23 protein-coding genes are annotated in these 24,261 nt (G+C 57.4%); 17 read left to right on the top strand and 6 right to left on the bottom strand.

Features of this window, described 5'->3' with window-relative positions:
* Positions 1-27: 27 nt before the first annotated feature.
* The 4 genes from FU672_RS05610 to FU672_RS05595 all read left to right on the top strand — a co-directional run bounded on the left by FU672_RS05610 (position 28) and on the right by FU672_RS05595 (position 6,869).
* A complete protein-coding gene (locus FU672_RS05610; protein ID WP_148242464.1) occupies positions 28-3,303 on the top strand; it encodes a DUF5107 domain-containing protein in 3,276 nt (1,091 codons plus the stop codon).
* A 68-nt stretch (positions 3,304-3,371) separates the two neighbouring features.
* The gene (locus FU672_RS05605; protein ID WP_148242463.1) at positions 3,372-4,808 is read left to right on the top strand and encodes a sugar porter family MFS transporter; all 1,437 of its coding nucleotides are present in this window, start codon (positions 3,372-3,374) and stop codon (positions 4,806-4,808) included.
* Entirely contained in the window at positions 4,808-5,656 is an 849-nt protein-coding gene (locus tag FU672_RS05600; RefSeq protein ID WP_148242462.1) for an aldose 1-epimerase, read from the top strand. Before FU672_RS05605 ends, FU672_RS05600 begins: the two co-directional genes overlap by 1 nt.
* Positions 5,657-5,729: 73 nt before the next feature.
* Complete coding sequence (locus tag FU672_RS05595) at positions 5,730-6,869, top strand: 3-phenylpropionate MFS transporter (protein WP_148242461.1); 1,140 nt, start codon at positions 5,730-5,732, stop codon at positions 6,867-6,869.
* Here the strand turns inward: FU672_RS05595 and csiE are convergent, their stop codons facing one another.
* Positions 6,870-8,147 (bottom strand): stationary phase inducible protein CsiE, encoded by a 1,278-nt coding sequence (gene csiE, locus FU672_RS05590; protein ID WP_148242460.1) that lies wholly within the window; start codon positions 8,145-8,147, stop codon positions 6,870-6,872.
* 125 nt (positions 8,148-8,272) lie between these two features.
* Here csiE and FU672_RS05585 point away from each other — a divergent pair, with 125 nt between their 5' ends.
* Entirely contained in the window at positions 8,273-8,911 is a 639-nt protein-coding gene (locus FU672_RS05585; RefSeq protein ID WP_148242459.1) for a DUF1007 family protein, read from the top strand.
* A complete protein-coding gene (locus FU672_RS05580; protein WP_148242458.1) occupies positions 8,902-9,894 on the top strand; it encodes a nickel/cobalt transporter in 993 nt (330 codons plus the stop codon). The genes FU672_RS05585 and FU672_RS05580 overlap by 10 nt, the downstream gene beginning before the upstream one ends.
* 5 nt (positions 9,895-9,899) lie before the next feature.
* Here FU672_RS05580 and suhB read toward each other — a convergent pair whose 3' ends face one another.
* A complete protein-coding gene (gene suhB / locus FU672_RS05575) occupies positions 9,900-10,703 on the bottom strand; it encodes an inositol-1-monophosphatase (protein ID WP_003860668.1) in 804 nt (267 codons plus the stop codon).
* Positions 10,704-10,834: 131 nt separating this feature from the next.
* On the opposite strand from suhB, the gene trmJ reads away from it, so the two are divergent.
* From trmJ to sseB, 11 genes are all read left to right on the top strand, one after another.
* Positions 10,835-11,560 (top strand): tRNA (cytosine(32)/uridine(32)-2'-O)-methyltransferase TrmJ, encoded by a 726-nt coding sequence (gene trmJ, locus FU672_RS05570; protein WP_148242457.1) that lies wholly within the window; start codon positions 10,835-10,837, stop codon positions 11,558-11,560.
* Positions 11,561-11,791: 231 nt separating this feature from the next.
* Positions 11,792-12,283: a Fe-S cluster assembly transcriptional regulator IscR gene (gene iscR, locus FU672_RS05565; protein WP_024908641.1), complete on the top strand. Its 492-nt coding sequence runs from the start codon at positions 11,792-11,794 to the stop codon at positions 12,281-12,283.
* A 117-nt stretch (positions 12,284-12,400) separates the two neighbouring features.
* Positions 12,401-13,615 (top strand): cysteine desulfurase, encoded by a 1,215-nt coding sequence (iscS, locus tag FU672_RS05560; RefSeq protein WP_008502157.1) that lies wholly within the window; start codon positions 12,401-12,403, stop codon positions 13,613-13,615.
* A gap of 24 nt (positions 13,616-13,639) precedes the next feature.
* Positions 13,640-14,026 (top strand): Fe-S cluster assembly scaffold IscU, encoded by a 387-nt coding sequence (gene iscU, locus FU672_RS05555; protein ID WP_015703172.1) that lies wholly within the window; start codon positions 13,640-13,642, stop codon positions 14,024-14,026.
* 13 nt (positions 14,027-14,039) lie between these two features.
* Positions 14,040-14,363, top strand: a complete 324-nt coding sequence (gene iscA, locus FU672_RS05550) for an iron-sulfur cluster assembly protein IscA (RefSeq protein ID WP_003860659.1) — start codon at positions 14,040-14,042, stop codon at positions 14,361-14,363.
* Between the two features lie 79 nt (positions 14,364-14,442).
* Complete coding sequence (gene hscB / locus FU672_RS05545; RefSeq protein WP_148242456.1) at positions 14,443-14,958, top strand: co-chaperone HscB; 516 nt, start codon at positions 14,443-14,445, stop codon at positions 14,956-14,958.
* 14 nt (positions 14,959-14,972) lie between these two features.
* The gene (hscA, locus tag FU672_RS05540) at positions 14,973-16,823 is read left to right on the top strand and encodes a Fe-S protein assembly chaperone HscA (protein WP_148242455.1); all 1,851 of its coding nucleotides are present in this window, start codon (positions 14,973-14,975) and stop codon (positions 16,821-16,823) included.
* A 1-nt stretch (position 16,824) separates the two neighbouring features.
* Positions 16,825-17,160 carry an ISC system 2Fe-2S type ferredoxin gene (gene fdx, locus FU672_RS05535; RefSeq protein WP_148242454.1) on the top strand — a complete coding sequence of 112 codons (336 nt, stop codon included), beginning with the start codon at positions 16,825-16,827 and terminating at the stop codon, positions 17,158-17,160.
* 1 nt (position 17,161) lies between these two features.
* Positions 17,162-17,362, top strand: a complete 201-nt coding sequence (iscX, locus tag FU672_RS05530; RefSeq protein ID WP_003860650.1) for a Fe-S cluster assembly protein IscX — start codon at positions 17,162-17,164, stop codon at positions 17,360-17,362.
* Positions 17,363-17,415: 53 nt separating this feature from the next.
* Entirely contained in the window at positions 17,416-18,702 is a 1,287-nt protein-coding gene (gene pepB, locus FU672_RS05525; protein ID WP_148242453.1) for an aminopeptidase PepB, read from the top strand.
* A 96-nt stretch (positions 18,703-18,798) separates the two neighbouring features.
* Positions 18,799-19,575, top strand: coding sequence for an enhanced serine sensitivity protein SseB (gene sseB / locus FU672_RS05520; protein ID WP_148242452.1), 777 nt, complete (start codon positions 18,799-18,801; stop codon positions 19,573-19,575).
* A gap of 17 nt (positions 19,576-19,592) precedes the next feature.
* Here sseB and FU672_RS05515 read toward each other — a convergent pair whose 3' ends face one another.
* From FU672_RS05515 to FU672_RS05500, 4 genes are all read right to left on the bottom strand, one after another.
* On the bottom strand, positions 19,593-20,363 hold the full coding sequence (locus FU672_RS05515; RefSeq protein ID WP_148242451.1) for a MurR/RpiR family transcriptional regulator: 771 nt from the start codon (positions 20,361-20,363) through the stop codon (positions 19,593-19,595).
* The gene (sseA, locus tag FU672_RS05510; protein ID WP_148242450.1) at positions 20,363-21,208 is read right to left on the bottom strand and encodes a 3-mercaptopyruvate sulfurtransferase; all 846 of its coding nucleotides are present in this window, start codon (positions 21,206-21,208) and stop codon (positions 20,363-20,365) included. Before sseA ends, FU672_RS05515 begins: the two co-directional genes overlap by 1 nt.
* 90 nt (positions 21,209-21,298) lie before the next feature.
* Positions 21,299-22,666 (bottom strand): 6-phospho-alpha-glucosidase, encoded by a 1,368-nt coding sequence (locus FU672_RS05505; protein WP_148242449.1) that lies wholly within the window; start codon positions 22,664-22,666, stop codon positions 21,299-21,301.
* A gap of 12 nt (positions 22,667-22,678) precedes the next feature.
* A complete protein-coding gene (locus tag FU672_RS05500; protein WP_148242448.1) occupies positions 22,679-24,223 on the bottom strand; it encodes a PTS transporter subunit EIIC in 1,545 nt (514 codons plus the stop codon).
* Positions 24,224-24,261: the final 38 nt, after the last annotated feature.

Here is a 24,261-nt window from a genome sequence, read left to right as displayed (position 1 = left end):
ACTCTATTTCATTTAGTGGAGAGCGGCATGCACGGCTTAGTTAAGGTATGGCAAGAAACGGTAACCCTTCCTACGTGGACGACAGGGGCAGAAGATCCTAATCCCATGTTTCTGGAGAAGCGCGTCTATCAGGGCTCCTCAGGCGCGGTGTACCCTTACGGGGTCATTGATACGCTGACCGGCGAGCGCGAAATGCGCGACTATCAGGCGGTATGGCTGGAGAATGATTTTATTCGCGTGATGCTACTGCCTGAACTGGGCGGCCGTATTCATCGCGCTTACGATAAAGTGAAGCAGCGCGATTTCGTCTATTACAACGACGTGGTGAAACCCGCGCTGGTGGGGCTGCTTGGGCCGTGGATCTCCGGCGGAATTGAGTTTAACTGGCCGCAGCACCATCGCCCAACCACGTTTAAGCCCGTTGATTTTACCCTTCAGGCGGGTGAAAACGGTGCGCAAACCGTCTGGATGGGCGAAGTGGAGCCCATGCGTGGACTGCAGGTGATGACCGGCTTTACGCTTTACCCCGATCGCGCGCTGATCGAAATCACCGGCAAAGTCTTTAACGGCAATGCGACCCCACGCCATTTTCTGTGGTGGGCAAATCCTGCCGTCAAAGGCGGTGATGCGCATCAGAGCGTCTTCCCGCCGGATGTCACGGCCGTGTTCGATCATGGCAAACGTGATGTCTCCGCTTTCCCGATTGCCACAGGCACTTACTATAAGGTGGACTACTCGGCCGGGGTCGATATTTCGCGTTACAGGAATGTGCCTGTTCCTACCTCTTACATGGCAGAGAAATCAGATTACGATTTTGTCGGGGCATACCATCATGATGAACAAGGCGGTCTGCTGCATGTTGCCGATCACCACATTTCACCAGGCAAAAAGCAGTGGAGCTGGGGATATGGTGATTTTGGCCAGGCGTGGGACCGCAACCTGACCGACGAAAATGGCCCCTACATCGAACTGATGACAGGTGTGTTCACCGACAATCAGCCAGATTTCACCTGGCTCGCACCGTTTGAAGAGAAGATCTTTGTTCAGAATTTCCTTCCCTACAGCGATCTGGGGATGGTGCAAAACGCCAACACTCAACTGACGATAAAGCTGGTGAGAGCGTCGCAACAGCTACAGCTGGGGATCTATGCCATCGCGCCGCTGGACAACATTCTGGTTGATGTGAGTGCCGATCGGCAGCCCATCTTTGAAGCTCCTCTGACGCTGGCGCCGGGGGAGAGCTGGCAACAAAGTTTGCCGGATAACTATCCACAGCGTTTAACCATGACGGTTAAGACCGCTGAGGGCCGGACGCTGCTGCACTATCAGGAGCATGAGATGCAGGAAACGGCGTTGCCCGATCCGGCTCGCGCCCCGGCGATGCCTGAAAACATCACTAACGCGGATGAACTCTATTTTATTGGGCAGCATCTGGAACAGTACAACCATGCGAGCCGCTTTGCCGCTGACTATTACCGCCGTGCGGTTGAGCTCGATCCCAACGATTATCGCAACAATGTTGCCCTGGGCACGCTGGCGTTTAACGCTGCCGACTGGACGCAGGCAGAGCAGTGCGCCCGCGCCGCGCTGGTGCGTGCTCATCAACTGAATAAAAATCCGCGTGACGGTGAGGCCAGTATGCTGTTGGCTACGTCGCTTGAGCGGCAGGGAGATGAGACGGGGGCATGGGATCACTACTTTAAAGCGTCCTGGAGCGGTAACTGTCGGGATGCGGCATTCTGGGCGCTGGCGCGTCTGGCAATGAAGCGCGGCGATGCCAAAGAGGCTCTTGAAAAAGTCACTGTTAGCCTGCAGGTGAATGGGGCAAACCATCTGGCAATGGGGCTTAAGGCGCTGGCACTCTGCGACTGCGGTCAGCAGGAAGAGGCGCTCGACTTCATCAGTCAGAGTCTGACGCACTACCCACTGAGCTATGCGCTTCACTGCGCGCGCTGGCTGATCGCACAGGACACCGCTTCAGAGGAGAAGCTGTTGCAGGTCACCGGGCGTCGCGGGGTCAACGCCAGCATGCTGGCCGGGTGGCTGGTCTCCCTGGGGCGCAAAGAGGATGCACTCAACGTCCTGATGTTGCTGGACTGCCACGAAACCCTTCCGTTGTTATGGCAAGTATCACTCACCTGTCAGGCCGACGTGCGGCAGGCCTTACTGGCCGCAGCGCAGCGCTGTCATGCACTGCATGTCCGTTTCCCCAATACGCCTGATGAAGTTCAGATGCTGCAAACCCTTAAAGACGATGCCTTTGCCGGGTATCTGCTTGGCTGTTTCTGGTACAGCAAACGCCGGTATGACGAGGCGGTTTCATGCTGGCGCGAGACCCTAACACAACTGCCGGACTATGCACCTGCGCACCGACTGCTCGGGATCTACGCCTGGAATAAACAGCACGACAAAGACACTGCGTTGGCCTGCCTGCAGCGGGCAGTTGATGCTGAGCCGGATAATGCTCGTTTTCTCTTTGAACTGGATTATCTGAAAAAACTGGCGGCCACGGCGGTGAATGAGCGCCTGAGTATGCTCGACTCTCGCCAGCAGGTCGTTCTGCGTCGTGACGATCTCACCGCGGAGCTGTTGAGCCTGTGGAATAGTCAGGGACATTATTCCGCCGCCGCGAAGATCCTGCAGACCCGTCAGTTTCATCCATGGGAGGGCGGCGAGGGCAAGGTTACCGGGCAATACCTGCTCAACCAAATGCACCGGGCGTTAGAGGCCATCGTCGGGAATGACATCACCACGGCTGTGTGTCTGCTGGAGGATGCGCTTCATTATCCGCATAACCTGGGAGAGGGGCGCCTGCCGGGTCAGACGGATAATGACATTCGCTATTTGCAGGGCGTCTGCGCGGCACAAAAGGGCGACCTGCAGCAGGCGCAAATGTACTTCCAGCATGCCTCGCGTGGCGGCGTAACGCTGGACGCGGGTCGCTACTATAACGACCAGCCCGCTGACTATCTCTTCTGGCAGGGTATGGCGCTTCGGGCCGGTGGTCACACGACAGAGGCAGAACAGCACTTCCGCCACTTCCTGGAATGGGTTGAGCATCACCGCAACGATATTCCCGAAGCCGATTTCTTTGCCGTATCGCTTCCGGATCTGGTGGTTCTCGATACGCCTGCGACGCCGCAACACCAGCAGCACTGCCTGTTTATTGAGGCGCTGGGGCATCTGGGGCTGGGAGACATCCCGGCGAGCCAGAGGGCGATGCAGCAACTTCTGGCGATAAATCCAGCTCATGATAAAGCGCATCTTATTTTACACGCGCAGCGATGCGGCATCTTTGCCTGAACCTGAACCGGGCGGGATCCCCGCCCAAACCCTACTGTTCCCTGCGTTTCCCTTATAGAGGAATCAACATGAATAACGCGCAGACACATCTTAAAATGGGCTACGTCTGGACTATCTGTCTGGTGGCGGCCTGCGGTGGATTATTGTTTGGTTACGACTGGGTGGTGATTGGCGGTGCGAAGCCGTTTTATGAAGCGTACTTCTCGATCACCGATCCTGCTCAGTCCGGGTGGGCGATGAGTTCTGCCCTGGCTGGATGCATTTTCGGTGCGATGATGTCGGGCTGGTGCGCAGAACGCTTCGGGCGAAAAATCCCACTTATTCTTTCGGCCATTCTTTTCAGCGCCTCTGCGTTGGGTACGGCGCTGGCAAGCAATTTCGATCTGTTTGTTGTCTACCGCATTGTCGGTGGGGTGGGGATCGGTCTGGCCTCGGCGTTGAGTCCACTCTATATCGCCGAAGTCAGTCCGGCGGAAAAGCGCGGCCGCTTTGTGGCTGTGAACCAGCTGACTATCGTGATTGGCGTTCTGGCGGCACAGCTGGTTAATCTGATGATTGCCGATCCTGTTGCCGGCGGCGCCACGCAGCAAGCTATCCTCAACACCTGGAACGGTCAAATGGGCTGGCGCTGGATGTTTGGCGCAGAGCTGCTGCCCGCCTTGCTCTTTCTGGTGCTGATGTTTCTGGTGCCGGAGTCGCCGCGCTGGCTGATGAAAGCAGGCAAGCCAGAGCGTGCCCGCCACACCCTTGAACGTATTGGATCCGCCTCTTATGCCAGTCGGACCTTGCAGGAGATAGCCCAGACGCTGGTGAAGAACAACAATACGGTCTCTTACTCTGCATTACTCTCTCCGCAGATTAAGCCCATTGTCATCATCGGAATGGTGCTGGCGGTATTCCAGCAATGGTGTGGGATCAACGTCATCTTCAACTACGCGCAGGAGATATTTGCTTCCGCTGGGTTTGATATCAACGGGACGCTGAAATCGATCGTTGCGACCGGCATTATCAACCTGGTATTTACCATTGCGGCATTACCGCTGGTGGACAAACTTGGGCGCCGCAAGCTGATGCTGCTGGGCGCGAGTGGCCTTACGGTCATCTACGTGCTGATTGCCGGTTCCTATGCACTGGGGATCATGGGCTGGCCGGTACTGGTGCTGGTGCTCGCGGCGATTGCAATTTATGCCCTGACGCTGGCCCCGGTAACCTGGGTGCTTCTCTCTGAGATCTTCCCCAACCGCGTGCGCGGCATGGCAATTTCGCTCGGGACGCTGGCGCTATGGATCGCCTGTTTCCTGCTGACCTATACCTTCCCGCTGCTGAATGCCGGACTAGGTGCGTCAGGCAGCTTCCTGCTGTACGGGATCATCTGTGCGATGGGCTTTATCTACATTCTGCGAAATGTCCCGGAAACAAAAGGTGTAACACTGGAAGCACTCGAAACCCAGCTAGCGCAACGGCACGCAGTGGTGCACGGTGCTAAGCAAAAGCAGGCCCATTGATGGCGCGGGCGTTTACTCTGGAAAACGTGCATCTTCGGATGCGCGTTGATCCGCAAGGTGGTGCGATAGAGCTGCTGGACTCGACCCGCTTCAGCCGTCCCGTTCTGCTGGCGCCTGAGGGGCAACCCTCTCTGTTCCCAATGCTGCCTCTGGCTAATCGGGTCGCCGGGAATCGGTTTATGCTGCAGGGGCGAGAGGTGGAGTTACCGCAAAGCCCGCGTGATGCCACGTTTTATCTGCACGGAGACGGGTGGCTCAACGCGTGGCAGGTTGCTTCCCGTTCTGCCACCGCATGCGTGCTGCGGTTACGCAGCGTTGACCCCTGTGGGTTCGATTATCAGGCGCAATTGCATTACCAGCTTGTCGAGAACGCGTTCCATGCCAGCCTGACGCTCACCCACTGCGGGGCTGAGCCGATGCTATACGGGCTGGGGTTCCACCCCTGGTTCTTTTTTCAAAATGGAAATAGCGTGCAGTTCAGCGCCAGCGGCTACTGGCCTGAAGGGGAGCACCATTTGCCGCTGCAGTGGCAAGGGGAATTGCCGGCTCACGTCAATTTTCAGGCGGCCCGGTACGGATGCGATGACTGGCTGAATGTCTGCTATTCCGGCTGGAGCGGGCAGGCACACTTACGAAATAATGAGATGGAAATCACACTTCTATCGCAAACTCCCTGGTTGATGCTGTTCAGAATGTCGGGTCAGCCATTTCTCTGTCTGGAGCCGCAAAGCCACCCGGTGGACGCCCACCACATGCCGGGACAACCTGGTTTGGTGATGCTTTCTCTGGGGGAGAAAACCCATTTTTCGATGACAATTCTGGTCAATTCATTGGGAGAGAAATGTTAATTTGTTGTTAATTTGAGACTTGCGTCACCCAACGTTTAGCGCCAGACTATCGCCTCCATTTCGGGAGGGATTCATGGTCTTGCATTCCACACGCTGGCTGGCGCTCAGCTACTTCACCTACTTCTTTAGTTACGGTATTTTTCTGCCTTTCTGGAGCGTCTGGCTCAAAGGAATCGGTCTTACCCCTGAGACCATCGGTGTTCTGCTTGGCGCAGGCCTGGTGGCGCGATTTTTGGGCAGCCTGCTGATTGCGCCGCGCGTCAGCGATCCCTCCTTACTGATTAAAGCCGTGCGTATTCTGGCGCTCCTGACGCTGGTCTTTGTCGCCTGCTTCTGGGTCAGCCATCAGTTCGCCTGGCTGATGGTGATCATGGTTGGCTTTAACCTGTTTTTCTCGCCGCTGGTGCCCTTAACGGATGCTCTGGCAAACACCTGGCAAAAACAGATCACCATGGACTATGGCCGCGTGCGTCTGTGGGGCTCGATTGCCTTCGTGATTGGCTCGGCGCTGGTGGGCAAACTGGTCAGCCTGTATGACTATCACGCCATCCTTGCGCTGTTGAGTGTGGGTATTGCCTCCATGCTGCTGGGGATGTTGCTGCGCCCGTCGGTGATGCCGCAAGGAGAAAACCGCCATCAGGAGAGCGCCGGCTGGCCCGCCTGGCGGAGCCTGGTGGCACAAAGCTGGCGTTTTCTGGCGTGCGTCTGTCTGCTTCAGGGAGCGCATGCAGCCTACTATGGCTTTAGTGCCATCTACTGGCAGGGGGCGGGCTACTCTGCCTCTGCGGTGGGTTACCTGTGGTCACTTGGCGTGGTTGCGGAAGTGATCATCTTTGCGCTCAGCAAAAAGCTGTTCCGTCGTTTTGGTGCGCGCGATCTGCTGCTGCTTTCCGCCGTGTGCGGCGTGGCACGCTGGGGTATTATGGGCTGGACCACCGAACTGCCGTGGCTGATTGTGGCGCAGATCCTGCACTGCGGGACCTTCACCGTCTGCCATCTGGCGGCGATGCGCTACATCTCTGCGCGTGAGGGTGGGGACGTGATTCGTCTGCAGGCTGTTTATTCTGCGGTGGCGATGGGCGGCAGTATTGCGGTGATGACGGTCTTTGCCGGCTTCCTTTACCAGCACCTGGGACATAGCGTGTTCTGGGTGATGGCGCTGGTTGCGCTACCGGCGATGTTTGTTCGTCCCAAAGTGGCTGCACGCGCGTAACTACGATTCCAGCATCGCGCGAATATGTTCTTGCTGCTGCGCGTTCAACGCCTCGACGGCGTGGATCAGCGGCGGCGAGAACAGCGGCAGCGCGGTAGGATAGGGCGTGATCACCAGCGAAGCCTCACGCGGCGCGCCTTCTTTTTGAAACGCCTGTAGCGTGAGATAGCGAATATTGAGCGGGAGTAGCGTCAGTTCGCGCAGCTGCTGTTCAATCAATGCTTCGCATTCCTTATCTTCCCCTGTCAGCAGGACCACCTGTTTTTCGTGCAGATCGGTCTCCTGCATCAGCCAGGCACCAAAAATCACTGCCACCAGACTCATCTCTTCATCAGAAAAACGCAGCCCAAATTCCGCTTCCAGCTCAAACAGCGCTTCCTTCGTGGTGCGTAACAGCCGGGGATAGAGACGATGGATCTCCTCCGGCAGGCTATTGTCGATGCCGATCTCAAACAGCGAGCGGTCCAGCGCCTGAGCGAGATGGATATAGAGCTGATCGGTCAGCCCCTGTTCATCGCTGAAGTTCATCCCGGTTTGCGCCCGAAAGCGGGCAATCATCCGTACAATGGTGCGACGCAGACGCTGATCCTGCTGATGTCTGTCGAGCACCGGATCGGGTGTGCGTAGCATCATAAACAACAGCGCGAGGAACAATTGTTCATCACTGTGCGTACCCTGCGGAACACGCCGTTTCCAGTGACGCACGATTTCCTGCGCGGCGAAGTATTCCCCTCTCGATTGCGTCCAGCTGCGCTGAATGTGGGAAAACTGCGGCGTATTACCCAGATGATGCTGGATCAGACAGTATTGCAAATAGAGCTGTAAAAACTGGACGTCGCGGCATTCAAACTGGCGCTGGAGCTTGCGTGAGCAGAAGTTGATCAGCGCCCGCAGGTTCGCATCGTCGTAAAGCGGCCGCGCAATGCCGTATTGTTTAAGCGCGGTTTTTAATGCGGGGGTAAACTGGTGCGAGACAAACTGCGGGCAAAGCCGCAGCGCCCGACGCAGCCAGTGCAGCAGGCATAAACGCTGATTCAGGGCTGAGCCTTCAATCCGGTAGCTGCCGTCGTGGTGCGTGACGATATCCAGCCGGTGATAGCGCTGGATTTCATCGCGCGTCTCGGCTATATCTTGCCGTGCCATCGCGTCGTCCACCCCGTTGGCAGCAATTATGCTCTGTGCGGTGACGGCAGCATCGGGCAGGTAAAGCATCAAAAGCACCTGGCAGCGGCGCTGCGAACTGGAAAGCACAGATGGAATTTCAAGCGTCGTCATCATCTGTCGGGTATCCAGTGTGAATGTTTGATAAGAATAGCTAAAGGATGAGCGCTGAAAAGCGCGCCGGCAGGCCTTTCACTCAGGATTGCTGGGGAACATCACAGAATTTTTGACGTGAGGAATTGATGCAAACAGTTAAACAAAGTGCGATGGCGTTATTTTTGGCGGTTATCAGCTTCACCACCAGCGCACACCCTCACAGTTTTATTGACCTCCAGACCGAGCTGGTCACCGACGGCACGCAGCTGAGCGGCCTGAAGATGCGCTGGACGATGGATGAAATCACCTCGGCCGATCTGCTCTATGATGCGGGAAACGCGAAGCCCGGCGACGAAATCTGGAAAAAGCTGGCGGCGGAAGTGATGGCCAACGTGCTCGGCCAGCACTACTTCACTGAATTCTGGCATAACGGGCAAAAGGTCAAATTTCTGAACCGACCAGCGGAATACGGTATGACGCGTAACGGGCATCAGGCGGTGCTGACGTTTGTGCTTCCGCTGGCGCATCCGCAGCCGCTGGCAGGGCAAACGTACCGCTTTTCCACCTTTGACCCTACCTACTATGTCGACATGCGCTATGACAAAGACAGCGACGTACGGCTGCCGGACGCGCTGCAAAAAAGCTGCAAAATTGGCGTGCATACCCCGAAACCCAGCGAAGAGACGCTGAACTTTGCGGTCTCGCTTGATAAAGAAGATGCACCGCCTGAGGATATGGAGTTGGGTAAACAGTTCGCGCAGGAGGTGACGTTACAATGTCAGTGATCTCCTCTCCGGTTCGGAAACCGCGCCGCTGGCTGCACCTCTGGCCGCTGGCGCTCTTTCTCCTGCTAGCCGTTTGCGGTTCGCTCTGGCTGTGGCAGGCCTGGCCGCAGGTCATGATGAAAAGCATTGTCTGGCAGCGTGAGGTCAACCAGCAGATGAGCGGTCTGCTGAAGGCGGTGGCGGAAAACCCGACCAAAGCGGGTGGTTCCCTGCTGGCGTTCAGTTTTATCTATGGCGTTCTGCACGCGCTGGGGCCGGGGCACGGCAAAATCGTCATCACGACCTGGCTTGCCACACATCCGTCGAAGCTGAAATCGAGTATCGGCCTGACGCTGGCTTCTTCACTGCTTCAGGGCAGCGTGGCGATTGCGCTCGTCGTGGTCGTCCTTTCTCTCTTACAGCTTCCCGCGCGCCAGCTGCACTTGAGCAGTTTCTGGCTGGAGAAGGGGAGCTACGCGCTGGTGGGCGTGCTGGGGCTGATCCTCTGCTGGCGGGCGCTGAAAAAGCTGCGCGTGCTGCTGCAAAAACCGAAATTCAAAACCTTTACGCCGCACCACGTTCATGATGAAAACTGCGGCTGCGGACATCAGCATTTGCCCACGCAGGAACAATTACAGAACGGCGACGACTGGCGTGCGCGGCTGATGATTGTTCTCTCGATGGGCATGCGCCCGTGTTCGGGGGCAATCATGGTGCTGCTGTTCAGTAAGGTGATAGGCGTGTTTGGCTGGGGAATGCTGTCTGCACTGGCGATGGCGGCAGGAACGTCTCTCACCATTTCGTCTTTAGCGCTGCTGGTTCACAGCTTCCGTCAGCTGGCGGTAAAACTCAGCGGCAATAAAACGCCGGTACTGTGGCGACAGATAGGGTGGACAACGCTTGCGCTGGCGGGTGGGGTCATTCTGCTGTTGGCGGCGGTAACGATGTGGATGAGCGCGGTGCCCTCTAACACCCTCTCCCCTTTGGGGAGAGGGCTGGGGTGAGGGGATTAACGCTTCAGCGCATCGCTCAGTTCATCACGCATGTTTGCCAGCATGGCTTTAACAACGCGTGGGTTACCTGCAACGATGTTGCCGGTAGACATATAGTTATGGCCGCCGGTGAAATCACACACGATGGCGCCAGCTTCACGTGCGATCAGCTCGCCCGCAGCAAAGTCCCATGGCTTCAGTGACAGCTCGAAGTAACCGTCAACGCGGCCGGTCGCCACGTAGGCCAGATCCAGTGCAGCAGAACCGGTGCGACGGAAGTCCGCGCATTCGGTGAACAGTTTGCCCAGGATATTCATGTAGGTGGTCGCGTGCTGTTTTGCCTTGAACGGGAAACCGGTCGCCAGAATGGTGCCGTCCAGATCGCGTGCGTTGCTGCAGCGCAGACGGTAGCCGTTCAGCTGTGCGCCCTGACCGCGGGTAGCGGTGAACAGTTCGTTACGCATTGGATCGTAAACAACGGCGACTTCAGTACGGCCTTTAATGCGTACTGCGATAGACACAGAGAAGTGTGGCAGGCGTTTGACGAAGTTGGTGGTGCCATCCAGTGGATCGATAACCCATTGAACATCCTGATCGGTACCTTCATGTTCACCGCTTTCTTCGGTGATGATGGTGTGCTGTGGGTAAGATTTGCGGATCGTTTCGATAATAATCGCTTCTGCGGCTTTATCGACGTTAGTCACGAAATCATTGCTGCCTTTCTGGCTGGTTTCTACGGAGTCTGGCGTTTCGTAGTGTTTGGCAATTACATTACCCGCCTTGCGCGCTGCGCGCACGGCGATGGTCAGCATCGGATGCATCGGTCTCTCTCACTGGATGTTAAAGAACAGGAAAATCGGCGCAGAGTATAGCAGTGGGATCGGATTATGTCTCCCGTTTATGATAATATGCCCGAATATTCTTCAGACGCTGAATTCAGACATTAAAAATTATGCTGCAAAACATTCGAATCGTGCTGGTCGAAACCTCGCACACCGGCAACATGGGCTCCGTTGCCCGCGCTATGAAAACCATGGGCTTAACGAATCTCTGGCTGGTTAACCCGCTGGTGAAACCTGACTCGCAGGCCATCGCCCTGGCGGCCGGTGCCAGCGACGTGATCGGCAATGCCCAGATCGTCGATACCCTTGACGAAGCGCTGGCCGGTTGCAGCCTCGTTGTCGGCACGAGCGCGCGTTCACGCACGCTGCCGTGGCCGATGCTGGATCCGCGCGAATGCGGCCTGAAAAGTGTTTCTGAGGCTGAACAGGCACCGGTTGCGCTGGTGTTTGGCCGCGAGCGCGTTGGCCTGACCAACGACGAGCTGCAGAAGTGTCACTATCACGTCGCCATCGCGGCGAACCCGGAATACAGCTCGCTGAACCTGGCGATGGCGGTGCAGGTTATCGCCTATGAAGTGCGTATGGCGTGGCTGGCGACGCAGGAGAAACAGGTCGAATCGAAAGAAGAAACTGCCTACCCGCTGGTGGACGACCTTGAGCGCTTCTATGGTCACCTTGAGCAGACGCTACTCTCAACCGGCTTTATCCGTGAAGGCCACCCAGGTCAGGTGATGAACAAGCTGCGCCGTATGTTTACCCGCGCGCGCCCGGAAAGCCAGGAGCTGAACATCCTGCGCGGGATCCTGGCGTCGATTGAGCAGAAGAATAAAGAGTAGTGTCGTCTGTTCGCCGGGTGGCGCTTCGCTTACCCGGCCTACAAAACCGTAGGTCGGGTAAGCGAAGCGCCACCCGACAAAAAACGGCACGGAAGGTTAAATACCTGACTAAAACAGTCAAGTAAATAGTTGACCATTTTAGTCAGGAATGTCAGACTTGGCCCTGCTATGCAATACCCCATTTTACTATAAAAAACCCCGGGCAGGGGCGAGTTTGAGGTTAAGTAAGACATGAGACTGACATCTAAAGGGCGTTATGCCGTGACCGCGATGCTGGACGTTGCGCTCAACTCCGAAGCGGGCCCGGTTCCGTTGGCTGATATTTCTGAACGACAAGGGATCTCCCTCTCTTATCTGGAACAGCTGTTCTCCAGACTGCGTAAAAATGGACTGGTTTCCAGCGTTCGTGGCCCAGGCGGCGGTTATCTGCTCGGTAAAGACGCGGGCAGTATTGCAGTTGGTGAAGTGATTAGCGCAGTTGACGAATCCGTTGACGCGACCCGTTGCCAGGGTAAAGGCGGCTGCCAGGGCGGCGACAAATGCCTGACCCACGCGCTGTGGCGCGATCTGAGCGACCGTCTCACCGGCTTCCTGAACAACATCACCCTGGGTGAACTGGTTAATAACCAGGAAGTTCTGGATGTCTCTGGTCGTCAACACAGTCAGGATTCCCAACGCAGCACCCGCGCGCAGGACGCTATCGACGTCAAATTGCGCGCGTAATAAAACGATAAAGATTTCAGAATCAGGCCGGGGCGGTCACGCCCCGTGTACTCGGTCGTACATCCAGCCGGTTGCCTGATTCCTTGCATTGAAGCGATGTACGGAGTTTAAAGAGCAATGAAATTACCGATTTATCTCGATTACTCCGCAACCACGCCGGTGGACCCGCGTGTTGCCGAGAAAATGATGCAGTGTCTGACCCTGGACGGAAACTTTGGTAACCCAGCTTCCCGTTCACACCGTTTTGGCTGGCATGCTGAAGAGGCGGTTGATATCGCCCGTAATCAGATTGCTGACCTGGTGGGTGCCGACCCGCGTGAGATTGTTTTCACCTCCGGTGCGACCGAATCCGACAACCTGGCGATCAAAGGTGCAGCCAACTTTTATCAGAAAAAAGGCAAGCACATTATCACCAGCAAAACCGAACACAAAGCCGTGCTGGACACCTGCCGCCAGCTGGAGCGTGAAGGGTACGAAGTCACCTATCTCGCCCCACAGAGCAACGGTATTATTGACCTCAAAGAGCTCGAAGCGGCCATGCGTGATGACACCATTCTGGTTTCCATCATGCACGTCAACAACGAAATCGGCGTGGTACAAGACATCGCGACCATCGGCGAAATGTGCCGCGCGCGCGGTATCATCTACCACGTGGACGCGACCCAGAGCGTGGGCAAACTGCCTATCGACCTGAGCCAGTTGAAAGTGGATCTGATGTCCTTCTCCGGCCACAAAATCTATGGCCCGAAAGGGATCGGCGCGCTGTACGTTCGTCGTAAACCACGTATCCGCATCGAAGCACAGATGCATGGCGGCGGTCACGAGCGCGGTATGCGTTCCGGCACGCTGCCTGTTCACCAGATCGTGGGCATGGGCGAAGCGTACCGCATTGCAAAAGAAGAGATGGAAACCGAGATGGCACGCCTGCGCACGCTGCGTAACCGTCTGTGGGACGGCGTGAAAGATATGGAAGAAGTGTATCTGAACGGCGATCTCGAGCAGGGTGCTCCGAACATCCTCAACGTCAGCTTCAACTATGTTGAAGGCGAATCGCTGATCATGGCGCTGAAAGACCTGGCCGTTTCTTCCGGTTCTGCCTGTACGTCTGCAAGCCTGGAGCCATCCTACGTGCTGCGCGCGCTGGGTATGACCGACGAGCTGGCACACAGCTCTATCCGTTTCTCTTTAGGTCGTTTCACTACCGAAGAAGAGATTGACTACACCATCAAGCTGGTTCGCAACTCCATCGGCCGTCTGCGCGATCTTTCTCCTCTGTGGGAAATGTTCAAGCAGGGCGTGGATCTGAACAGCATTGAATGGTCACATCACTAATCGGTACATAAGGAGAATTCAATCATGGCATACAGCGAAAAAGTCATCGATCATTACGAGAACCCACGCAACGTTGGCTCTTTTGACAACAGCGACGACTCTGTCGGTAGCGGTATGGTTGGCGCACCGGCGTGTGGCGACGTGATGAAGTTGCAGATTAAAGTCAACAATGAAGGTATCATTGAAGACGCGCGCTTCAAGACCTACGGCTGCGGTTCTGCTATCGCGTCCAGCTCCCTGGTCACCGAATGGGTGAAGGGCAAGTCTCTGGACGAAGCACAGGCAATCAAGAACACGGATATTGCTGAAGAACTCGAACTGCCGCCGGTGAAAATTCACTGTTCTATTCTGGCAGAAGACGCGATCAAAGCCGCCATTGCGGATTACAAAAGCAAACGTGAAGCAAAATAATTGAGGTTTGAGTATGTCGATTACCCTTAGCGACAGCGCTGCCGCGCGAGTAAGCTCTTTTCTGGCGAACCGTGGTAAAGGCTTTGGCCTGCGACTGGGCGTACGTACCTCCGGCTGTTCTGGTATGGCTTACGTACTGGAGTTTGTTGATGAACCGGCGTCTGACGACACCGTGTTTGAAGACAAGGGCGTGAAGGTGGTGGTCGATGGCAAAAGCCTGCAATTCCTCAACGGCACTCAGCTGGACTTCGTCAAAGAAGGCCTGAACGAAGGGTTCAAATTCACGAACCCGAACGTCAAAGACGAGTGTGGTTGCGGCGAAAGCTTCCACGTTTAACCGCGCGTCATCCGAAACCCCACCGTGGCTTACCTGCTACGCGTGGGGTTTGTTCTAACAGGCTACCCCTGAGATTGTTATGGATTACTTCACTCTCTTCGGACTACCCGCTCAATACCCGATTGATCTCCAGGCGCTGACGATCCGTTTTCAGGATCTGCAGCGTCAGTACCATCCGGACAAATTTGCCAGTGGTACTCAGTCAGAGCAGTTGGCTGCGGTTTCCCACTCTGCCACCATCAACCAGGCCTGGCAGACGCTGCGCCATCCGCTGGCGCGTGCAGAATATCTGCTCTCGCTGCACGGTTTTGATCTGGCGAGCGAACAGCACACCGTACGCGACACGGCGTTTCTGATGGAACAGCTGGAGCTGCGTGAAGAGCTGGATGAGATTGAACAGGCCAAAGACGAAGCGCGTCTGGAAAGTTTTATCAAACGCGTAAAAGGCATGTTCGATACCCGCCATCAGCAGATGGTGGAGCAACTGAACAACGAGACCTGGGACGTGGCGGCAGACACTGTGCGCAAACTCCGTTTTCTCGATAAACTGCGAAGCAGTGCTGAACAACTCGAAGAAAAGCTGCTCGATTTTTAATTTCGGAAGCAATTATGGCCTTATTACAAATTAGTGAGCCTGGCTTAAGTGCCGCACCGCACCAGCGTCGTCTGGCGGTGGGTATTGACCTGGGTACCACCAATTCCCTCGTGGCGACCGTGCGCAGCGGCCAGGCGGAAACGCTGGCCGACGAGCAGGGCCGTCATCTGCTGCCTTCCGTGGTCCACTACCAGCAGCAGGGTCACGCGGTCGGCTATGACGCCCGCGCCAACGCCTCGCGCGACCCGGCGAACACCATCAGCTCCGTAAAGCGCATGATGGGCCGCTCGCTGACCGATATTCAGACCCGCTATCCGCATCTGCCGTATCAGCTGCAGGCCAGTGAAAACGGTCTGCCGATGATCGCGACGGCGGCGGGTCTGCTGAACCCGATTCGTGTTTCCTCCGACATCCTCAAAGCGCTGGCGGCGCGCGCTACGGCGACGCTCGGCGGCGATCTGGACGGCGTGGTGATCACCGTTCCGGCCTATTTTGACGATGCCCAGCGTCAGGGCACCAAAGACGCCGCGCGTCTGGCGGGCCTGCACGTGCTGCGCCTGCTGAACGAACCGACGGCGGCGGCGATTGCCTACGGCCTCGACTCCGGTCAGGAAGGGGTCATTGCGGTTTACGATCTTGGCGGTGGCACCTTTGATATCTCGATCCTGCGCTTAAGCCGCGGGGTGTTTGAAGTGCTGGCGACCGGTGGGGATTCTGCGCTGGGCGGCGATGACTTCGACCATCTGCTGGCTGACTACATTCGCGAGCAGGCGGGCATCAGCGATCGCAGCGATGCCCGCGTGCAGCGTGAACTGCTGGATGCGGCCATAGACGCCAAAATCGCCCTGAGCGATGCGCAGACGGTTACCGTAAATGTTGCGGGCTGGCAGGGTGATATCACCCGCGACCAGTTCAACGATCTGATTGCCCCGCTGGTGAAACGCACCCTGCTGGCCTGCCGTCGCGCACTGAAAGATGCGGGCGTTGAGGCCAACGAGGTGCTGGAAGTGGTCATGGTAGGCGGTTCTACCCGCGTGCCGCTGGTACGCGAGCGCGTGGGCGAATTCTTTGGCCGCACGCCGCTGACCTCCATCGACCCGGACAAAGTGGTTGCCGTAGGTGCCGCAATCCAGGCCGATATTCTGGTCGGCAACAAGCCGGACAGCGAAATGTTGCTGCTGGACGTTATCCCGCTCTCCCTGGGTTTAGAAACCATGGGCGGACTGGTGGAGAAAGTGATCCCGCGTAATACCACCATTCCGGTGGCGCGCGCGCAGGAGTTCACCACCTTTAAAGATGGCCAGACCGCAATGTCCATCCACGTGATGCAGGGCGAACGTGAGCTGGTGCAGGACTGCCGTTCTCTGGCGCGCTTTGCGCTGCGCGGCATCCCGGCGCTGCCTGCGGGCGGGGCGCATATTCGCGTCACCTTCCAGGTGGATGCGGACGGCCTGCTGAGCGTGACGGCGATGGAAAAATCCACCGGCGTTGAATCGTCCATTCAGGTGAAGCCGTCCTACGGTCTGACCGATGGCGAAATCGCCTCCATGATTCAGGACTCAATGAGCTACGCCGAGCAGGATGTGAAGGCGCGTATGCTGGCGGAGCAGAAAGTTGAAGCCGCCCGCGTGCTGGAGAGCCTGAGCGGCGCGCTTGCTGCCGATGCCGCGCTGTTAAGCGCCGCTGAGCGCCAGGTGATTGACGAAGCTGCCGCGCACTTAAGCGCTGTCGCAGAAGGCAATGACGCTGACGCAATAGAAGAAGCCATTAAAAACGTTGATAAACAAACCCAGGACTTTGCTGCTCGCCGCATGGACAAATCTGTCCGCGTCGCGCTGAAAGGCCAGTCCGTGGACGAGGTTTAATATGCCAAAGATTGTAATTTTGCCTCATGCGGACCTCTGTCCGGATGGCGCTGTTCTGGAAGCGAAGACCGGTGAAACCATTCTCGATGTTGCCCTGCGTGCAGGTATCGAAGTGGAACACGCCTGTGAAAAATCCTGTGCCTGCACTACCTGCCACTGCATCGTGCGTGAAGGTTTCGACTCTCTCGCCGAGAGCACCGAAGACGAAGACGACATGCTGGATAAAGCATGGGGTCTGGAGCCAGACAGCCGTTTAAGCTGCCAGGCGCTGGTGACCGATGAAGATCTGGTCGTGGAATTCCCACGCTACACCATCAACCACGCACGCGAGCATTGATATGGGACTGAAGTGGACAGACAGCCGTGAAATCGGCGAAGCGCTCTACGACGCGAACCCGGATCTCGATCCGAAGACCGTACGATTCACCGACATGCATCAGTGGATCTGCGATTTAGAGGATTTCGACGACGATCCAAACGCATCCAATGAAAAAATTCTGGAGGCGATTCTGTTAGTCTGGTTAGATGAAGCAGAGTAAATCACTTAACGGGCTGCCTTCTGGCGGCCCGTTTGCTAATAAGGATAAATAAAATGACCGAAGCGATGAAGATTACGCTCTCTACGCAGCCTGCCGACGCACGCTGGGGCGAAAAAGCCACGTACAGCATCAACAACGACGGTATTACCCTGCACCTGACGGGTAAAGATGACACCGGCCTGATCCAGCGCGCCGCGCGTAAAATTGACGGCCTGGGCATTAAACATGTCTCCCTGGCAGGCGAAGGCTGGGACACCGACCGCAGCTGGGCGTTCTGGGCAGGCTACAAAGGGCCGAAAGGCACGCGCAAAATTGAGTGGGCGAACCTCGACGAAGCCGGTCAGAAAGAGCTGGAAAGCCGCCTGAACATCATCGACTGGGTGCGCGACACCATCAACGCCCCGGCGGAAGAGTTAGGCCCTGAGCAGCTGGCGCAGCGCGCCGTTGACCTGCTGTGCGGCGTGGCGGGCGACAATATGTCCTACCGCATCACCAAAGGTGAAGACCTGCGCGAGCAGAACTACATGGGCATCCATACCGTGGGCCGCGGTTCTGAGCGTCCTCCTGTATTGCTGGCGCTGGATTACAACCCAACCGGCGATAAAGCCGCGCCCGTATTTGCCTGCCTGGTCGGTAAAGGCATCACCTTCGACACCGGCGGCTACAGCCTGAAGCAGAGCGCGTTCATGGACTCCATGAAGTCCGACATGGGCGGCGCGGCGACCATTACCGGCGCGCTGGCGTTTGCCATCACCCGTGGCCTGAACAAGCGTGTGAAGCTGTATCTGTGCTGCGCCGACAATATGGTGAGCGGTAACGCCTTCAAGCTGGGCGACATCATTCGCTACCGCAACGGCAAAAACGTTGAAGTGATGAACACCGACGCCGAAGGCCGTCTGGTGCTGGCCGATGGCCTGATCGACGCATCTGCGCAGAAGCCAGAGCTGATTATCGACATGGCGACCCTGACCGGCGCGGCGAAAACGGCGCTGGGTAACGACTACCACGCGCTGTTCAGCTTCGACGACAAGCTGGCCGCTCGCCTGCTGGCAAGCGCCGCTGCGGAAAACGAGCCGTTCTGGCGTCTGCCGCTGGCCGAGTTCCACCGCAGCCAGCTGCCGTCCAACTTTGCCGAGCTGAACAACACCGCGAGCGCGGCGTACCCGGCGGGGGCAAGCACCGCGGCAGGCTTCCTGTCTCACTTTGTTGAGAACTACCACGAAGGCTGGCTGCACATCGACTGTTCCGCAACGTACCGTAAAGCGGCGGTTGAGCAGTGGTCCGCGGGCGCGACCGGTCTGGGCGTGCGTACCGTGGCGAACCTGCTGACGGCGGAGTAATCTTTTTTGCCGGGTGGCGCTGCGCTTACCCGGCCTACAAAACCCGTAGGCCCGTGCAAGCGAAGCGCCGCCGGGCAATTGTGAAGTAGCCAAACTATGTCCGAAACCAAAAACGAATTAGAAACTCTGCTGGAGCAGGCGGCGACCGAGCCCGCCCACCGTCCGGCATTTTTCCGCACGCTGCTGGAATCCACCGTCTGGGTGCCGGGCACCGCGGTGGAAGGTGAGCAGGTTGTCGAAGACAGCGCGCTGGATCTGCTGCACTGGGAGAAAGACGACGGCACGTCGGTGATCCCGTTCTTTACCTCGCTGGAAGCCCTGCAGGAAGCGGTAGAAGACGAACAGGCGTTCGTGGTAATGCCGGTACGCACGCTGTTCGAAATGACGCTGGGGCAAACGCTGTTCCTCAACGCCAAACTGTCGACCGGGAAAGAGTTCACCCCGCGCGAGATCAGCCACCTGATTGGTGAAGAGGGCAACCCGCTCAGCACCCAGGAAGTGCTGGAAGGGGGCGAAACGCTGCTGTTGTCTGAAGTGGCCGAGCCGCCCGCACAGATGATTGACTCCCTGACCACGCTGTTCAAAACGCTCAAACCCGTCAGGCGTGCGTTTCTCTGCTCCATTAAAGAGCGCGCAGACGAACAACCAGTACTGCTGATTGGTATTGAGGCGGACGGCGATATCGACGAGATCATTCAGGCGGCGGGAAGCGTGGCGACCGACACGCTGCCGGGGGATGAGCCGATTGATATCTGCCAGGTGAAGAACGGTGAGAAGGGCATCAGCCACTTTATTACCGAGCACATCACGCCGTTCTACGAGCGTCGCTGGGGCGGCTTCCTGCGCGATCTCAAAACTAACCGCATCATCTGATTACGGCGGGGTGAATATCACCCCGTTGCTTCCAGCAGCAGTAAATCCATCAGCAGCACCAGATTCGACTCAAACGACGTCACCCCCGCGGCTTCGGCGGCGAAGTGTACCGCTTCGTCATACAGCGCAAAGTGCACGTCCGCCATCCCCGCCAGCGTGTTGGCCGAGGCGCGGGTAAAGGCAACGACCGTCATCCCGACGTTTTTGGCAATCCGCGCTTTATCCAGCACCTGCTCGGTTTCGCCGCTGCGCGAGACGGCAATAAACACCTGATAGCGGGCGGCGTTGCTAAGAAAAATATTCCGGCTGTCTCCCGGCCCGGAGATAAACGCCGTTTTGCCCAGTACCTGCAGCTTCTTGGTCAGGTACTCCGCAAACAGATAGGAAAACCCGGCGCCGTAGAGAAAAAAGCTCTCTTTCTGGCGCAGCAGATCGGCAAACTGCTGGCGCTTCTCCTGCGTGACCCACTGAAAGGTGTGCTGATAGTTGGCGATAAACTGATTAAACAGCGCCGGGAGTTCAGGAAGCGACTGCCCCTGGGCGGCAATATGCGGCGTGTCGGAGAGTAGTTGTTTACAGTGCCAGATAAACTCGCTAAAGCCGCTGAACCCCAGCTTCTGACACAGCCGCATGATGGTGGCGGTAGAAACAAACGTCGCCTGCGCCAGCTCGCGCACCGTGATGTTGCCCACCAGCAGCGGATGCTCCGTGAGGTGGGCGAGGACGCGATACTCCGCGCGGGTCAGTGACGCCCCGCGCGTTAACAGCGTGGCCAGGCGGTTATCCATTATTTCGCGGGTTCGACAGGCAGATCGTCTCGCGCACCCCATTCGCTCCAGGCACCGTCATACAACGTGACGTCGTTCGCGCCGAGCGTGGCGAGCGCCAGGATCACTACGCAGGCCGTTACGCCGGAACCGCAGCTGGCGATAATCGGACGATGCAAATCCACACCCGCACGCTCGAAAATGGCGCGCAGTTCGTCGGTGGTTTTCAGCTCGCCTTCAAACACCAGATCGCCCCACGGCACGTTCAGCGCGCCCGGAATATGTCCGCGCTTCAGCCCCGGACGCGGTTCATCTGCTTCGGCATTGAAGCGCGGAGCAGGACGGGCATCGACGATTTGCGCTGTTTTTTCATGGCTCACGACCAGTACGTCGGTCAGGCGTTTCACCACGTGTGCGTCAAACGTGGCGTCGAATTCGCCTTCCGGCAGTGTTACGTCGCCCTGCTGAGGCGGCAGTTCGTCACGCTTCCAGCCCGCAAGCCCGCCGGCCAGAATCGAGACTTTTTCCACGCCGAAGTTCTTCAGCATCCACCACGCGCGAGGTGCGGAGAAAAGGTTACCTTCATCATAGACAACGAGGTGTTTGTCTTTGCTGACGCCCAGCTCGCGCATCGCCACGGAAAATGCTTCCGGGCGCGGCAGCATGTGCGGCAGGGGAGAGTTGTGATCGGAGAGGGCTTCGATATCAAAAAATACCGCGCCAGGCAGATGTCCGGCACGGTATTCACCGGGCACGTCACGATGCTCTTGCCCCGGCGGGGCCATACGCGCGTCAATAATCTGGACTTCCGGATCGTCGCCGTGCTCAATCAGCCAGTCGGCGGCGACAAAATATGAGGTGGACATGGGTTGCCTCCATTCTTTTCCGTAAAAAAGGATTGTCGGTGTTTTTTCTGACACCGACAAGCAAACCACGTTCAACTCGCGAGCAAGCCCCTATTTTTTCACCGTTTCGCCGTCCTGCCAGGCTTTTTGCAGCGCAGGCCAGTAGTTGCGGTTGGCCTCGATCATCTCATCCAGAATCGCTCTCGCATGTTCCATGGTCGGCACGGTGCGGTTGAGGGTGAACGCCTGCAGGGCTTTCTCATAGCTGCCCTCGATGGTCGCCTCCACCAGCAGCTGTTCCGAGGCGAGCTGCTGTTGCAAAAGGGTCTGATGGAACAGCGGCACCTGGCCGACGCGAATCGGTTCCGGGCCTTCGGAGGTGATATAAGCGGGCACTTCCACCACGGCATCGTAAGGCAGGTTGGTAATCGCCCCGCGGTTTTCCACCATCACCAGATGGCGACTCCGCAGGTTAAAGGCCAGCGAGCAGGCGACATCGACGATAAACTCGCCGTGGACGCCTACGTGGAAGGCATCCGGCAGGATCCCGGCGCGCTTATATTCTTCGGCTGCGGCGAACAGCTTTTTCTCGCGCCCGTCCATCACTTCATTGGCGCGGGTATAGTCCGGGTTCTGATGCTCCACAATCTGGTTCGGCATCAGGTAATACTGCAGATACGGGTTCGGCAGATACTCCTGGAAGTTGTCCATGACCGGCTTAATGTTGCGCCAGGTTTTTACCCACGACGGATCGGAATGCTGCGGGTCGGTTTTAGCCGCATCTTCCGTCAGGAGGCCAAACTTCGCGATATGCTTACGCAGCTCTGGAAGCTTATCTTCGCCGTCCACCAACACGCGGGTAAACCAGCCGAAGTGGTTCAGGCCGAAGTAGTCCACCTCCAGTTTGCGGCGATCGACACCCAGAATAGCGCCCATATTGCGCATTGCGGCGACAGGCATATCGCAGATGTTCAGCACCCGCGCATTTGGCCGCAGGCGGCGCACGCCCTCCGCGACGATCGCCGCCGGGTTGGAGTAGTTCACGATCCAGGCTTTTTCATGCGCGTAGCGATCGACCAGATCGATAAGCTCCACCATCGGCAGGATCGTGCGCAGTCCGTACGCCAGACCGCCGGGTCCGCACGTTTCCTGCCCGACCACGCCGTGCCGCAGCGGGATCTTCTCGTCCTGCTCGCGCATTTTGTACTGGCCGACGCGCATCTGGGCGAACACAAAATGCGCGCCGCTGAAGGCCACTTCCGGGTCACTGGTGACGGTAAATTTGATGCTCGGACTGTGGTCGCGAATGACCTTCTCGACGACGGGCGCAATGGTGTTCTGACGTGCCTCATCGATGTCATAAAGGCGAATTTCGGCCAGCGGGAAATCCTGCAGGCGCACCATCAGGCTTTTCACAATACCCGGCGTGTAGGTGCTACCGCCACCGGCAATCGACAGAATAAATGGGGGTGTAAACATCTTTAGCTCCTTTCAGAGAAACGTCTCAACGGCTTCTCGCATTTTTTTGACGTGCAGCCCGTAGACCACCTGAACGTTGTTACCTTGTTTGATAATCCCTTTTGCGCCGGTCGCCTTCAGCCGCGGCTCGTCGATGATGGCGACATCCTTCACCGTAACGCGTAAGCGGGTGTAGCAGTTGTCCACCACTTCAATGTTTTCCCGGCCGCCCAGCCCCACCATGATGGATTCACCCAGCCCGTCGTTATTGCCCTTCGCCTGATACTCCTGCTTGCTGTAAAGGCGCGTCTCCTTATCGTCATCCTCACGGCCTGGCGTCTTCATGTTGAAGCGCAGGATCAGGAAGCGGAACACCACGAAGTAGAGGGCAAACATGATCAGCCCGACCACGATGTACATCGGCCAGTTGGACTTCTCCGTGCCGAGCGGCAGGTTGTAGAGGATGAAGTCGATAATCCCGTTGGCGCCGATGGCGTGAACGCCAAACAGCGAGAAGAGCATCATGCCGATGCCCGTCAGCACCGCATGTACGACGAACAGCAGCGGGGCGACAAACAGGAAGGAAAACTCAATCGGCTCGGTTACGCCGACCAGCAGCGAGGTCAGCGCCGCCGGGATCAGAATGGCTTTCGCAATGGCTTTACGCTCCGGCTTTGCGGTCATATACATCGCCAGCGCGGCGGCAGGCAGGCCGAACATCTTGCTGATGCCGCGTGCGTCCCACACCACGGTGCTGCTGAGCTGCTTCACGTCCGGGCAGGCCATCTCGGCGAAGTAGATATTGCGCGCGCCCTGATAGGTTGCGCCACATACCTCCTGCGTGCCGCCCAGTTCGGTATACAGAAACGGCGTATAGACCAGATGGTGCAGGCCGGTGGGGACCAGAATGCGTTCCAGGAAACCATAGATGGCCACGCCAAACGGCCCGGAGCCTTTGATGGCCAGCGCCAGGGCGCTAATGCCGTGCTGGGCAAATGGCCACAGTTCACTCATCACCACGCCGAGCAGCATGGAGACGGGGAGCATGACGATGGCGACAAAACAGTGGCCGGAGTAAATCGCCATCGCGCCGTTAAACTGTACGCTGGAGTATTTGTTGTACAGGTATCCAGAAAGCGCCCCGGTCAGGATCCCGGCAAAGACCCCCATCTCCAGCACCTGCACGCCCAGTACCATGCTTTGCCCGGCCGCTTTCATCTGGGCAACTGGCGCCAGTGCGCCCTGCAACTGTAGCGTGACGTTCATGGCGTTGATGAACACGACAAAGGTCACCAGACCAATCAGCGCGGCATAGCCTTTATCACGCGTCGCCAGACCAATCGGGATACCGACGGCAAACACCAGCGCCAGGTTCACCAGTACCGACACGGCAGATTTCGCGATAAGCTGACCAATATGCTGAATCAGAGGATGGCCCAGAAACGGCAGGTATTCAGCGAGGTTGCCGTTACCCAGCACGTTACCAAAGGCGATAAACAGACCGACAATGGGTAAGATAAGTACCGGTCCGTACAATGATTTTCCGAAATTTTGTAGGGCGTTCACGGCTCGTTTCATGGCTTTCTCTCTTTCTGAACCGCGCACTCGGGGTGCGT

Source organism: Enterobacter asburiae, assembly GCF_008080435.1.
Taxonomy (GTDB): Bacteria; Pseudomonadota; Gammaproteobacteria; order Enterobacterales; family Enterobacteriaceae; genus Enterobacter; species Enterobacter asburiae_C.
This window is presented reverse-complemented; position numbering and strand designations above follow the sequence as displayed.

Bases quoted from the DNA above. Each gene is read 5' to 3' on its own strand.
- fdx (WP_148242454.1), top strand. From the start codon at position 16,825: ATGCCAAAGATTGTAATTTTGCCTCATGCGGACCTCTGTCCGGATGGC.
- FU672_RS05505 (WP_148242449.1), bottom strand. From the start codon at position 22,666: ATGTTTACACCCCCATTTATTCTGTCGATTGCCGGTGGCGGTAGCACC.
- iscR (WP_024908641.1), top strand. From the start codon at position 11,792: ATGAGACTGACATCTAAAGGGCGTTATGCCGTGACCGCGATGCTGGAC.
- sseB (WP_148242452.1), top strand. From the start codon at position 18,799: ATGTCCGAAACCAAAAACGAATTAGAAACTCTGCTGGAGCAGGCGGCG.
- trmJ (WP_148242457.1), top strand. From the start codon at position 10,835: ATGCTGCAAAACATTCGAATCGTGCTGGTCGAAACCTCGCACACCGGC.
- FU672_RS05595 (WP_148242461.1), top strand. From the start codon at position 5,730: ATGGTCTTGCATTCCACACGCTGGCTGGCGCTCAGCTACTTCACCTAC.
- hscB (WP_148242456.1), top strand. From the start codon at position 14,443: ATGGATTACTTCACTCTCTTCGGACTACCCGCTCAATACCCGATTGAT.
- iscX (WP_003860650.1), top strand. From the start codon at position 17,162: ATGGGACTGAAGTGGACAGACAGCCGTGAAATCGGCGAAGCGCTCTAC.
- FU672_RS05515 (WP_148242451.1), bottom strand. From the start codon at position 20,363: ATGGATAACCGCCTGGCCACGCTGTTAACGCGCGGGGCGTCACTGACC.
- FU672_RS05610 (WP_148242464.1), top strand. From the start codon at position 28: ATGCACGGCTTAGTTAAGGTATGGCAAGAAACGGTAACCCTTCCTACG.
- sseA (WP_148242450.1), bottom strand. From the start codon at position 21,208: ATGTCCACCTCATATTTTGTCGCCGCCGACTGGCTGATTGAGCACGGC.
- iscS (WP_008502157.1), top strand. From the start codon at position 12,401: ATGAAATTACCGATTTATCTCGATTACTCCGCAACCACGCCGGTGGAC.
- hscA (WP_148242455.1), top strand. From the start codon at position 14,973: ATGGCCTTATTACAAATTAGTGAGCCTGGCTTAAGTGCCGCACCGCAC.
- suhB (WP_003860668.1), bottom strand. From the start codon at position 10,703: ATGCATCCGATGCTGACCATCGCCGTGCGCGCAGCGCGCAAGGCGGGT.
- FU672_RS05580 (WP_148242458.1), top strand. From the start codon at position 8,902: ATGTCAGTGATCTCCTCTCCGGTTCGGAAACCGCGCCGCTGGCTGCAC.
- csiE (WP_148242460.1), bottom strand. From the start codon at position 8,147: ATGATGACGACGCTTGAAATTCCATCTGTGCTTTCCAGTTCGCAGCGC.
- pepB (WP_148242453.1), top strand. From the start codon at position 17,416: ATGACCGAAGCGATGAAGATTACGCTCTCTACGCAGCCTGCCGACGCA.
- FU672_RS05585 (WP_148242459.1), top strand. From the start codon at position 8,273: ATGCAAACAGTTAAACAAAGTGCGATGGCGTTATTTTTGGCGGTTATC.
- FU672_RS05605 (WP_148242463.1), top strand. From the start codon at position 3,372: ATGAATAACGCGCAGACACATCTTAAAATGGGCTACGTCTGGACTATC.
- FU672_RS05500 (WP_148242448.1), bottom strand. From the start codon at position 24,223: ATGAAACGAGCCGTGAACGCCCTACAAAATTTCGGAAAATCATTGTAC.
- iscA (WP_003860659.1), top strand. From the start codon at position 14,040: ATGTCGATTACCCTTAGCGACAGCGCTGCCGCGCGAGTAAGCTCTTTT.
- iscU (WP_015703172.1), top strand. From the start codon at position 13,640: ATGGCATACAGCGAAAAAGTCATCGATCATTACGAGAACCCACGCAAC.
- FU672_RS05600 (WP_148242462.1), top strand. From the start codon at position 4,808: ATGGCGCGGGCGTTTACTCTGGAAAACGTGCATCTTCGGATGCGCGTT.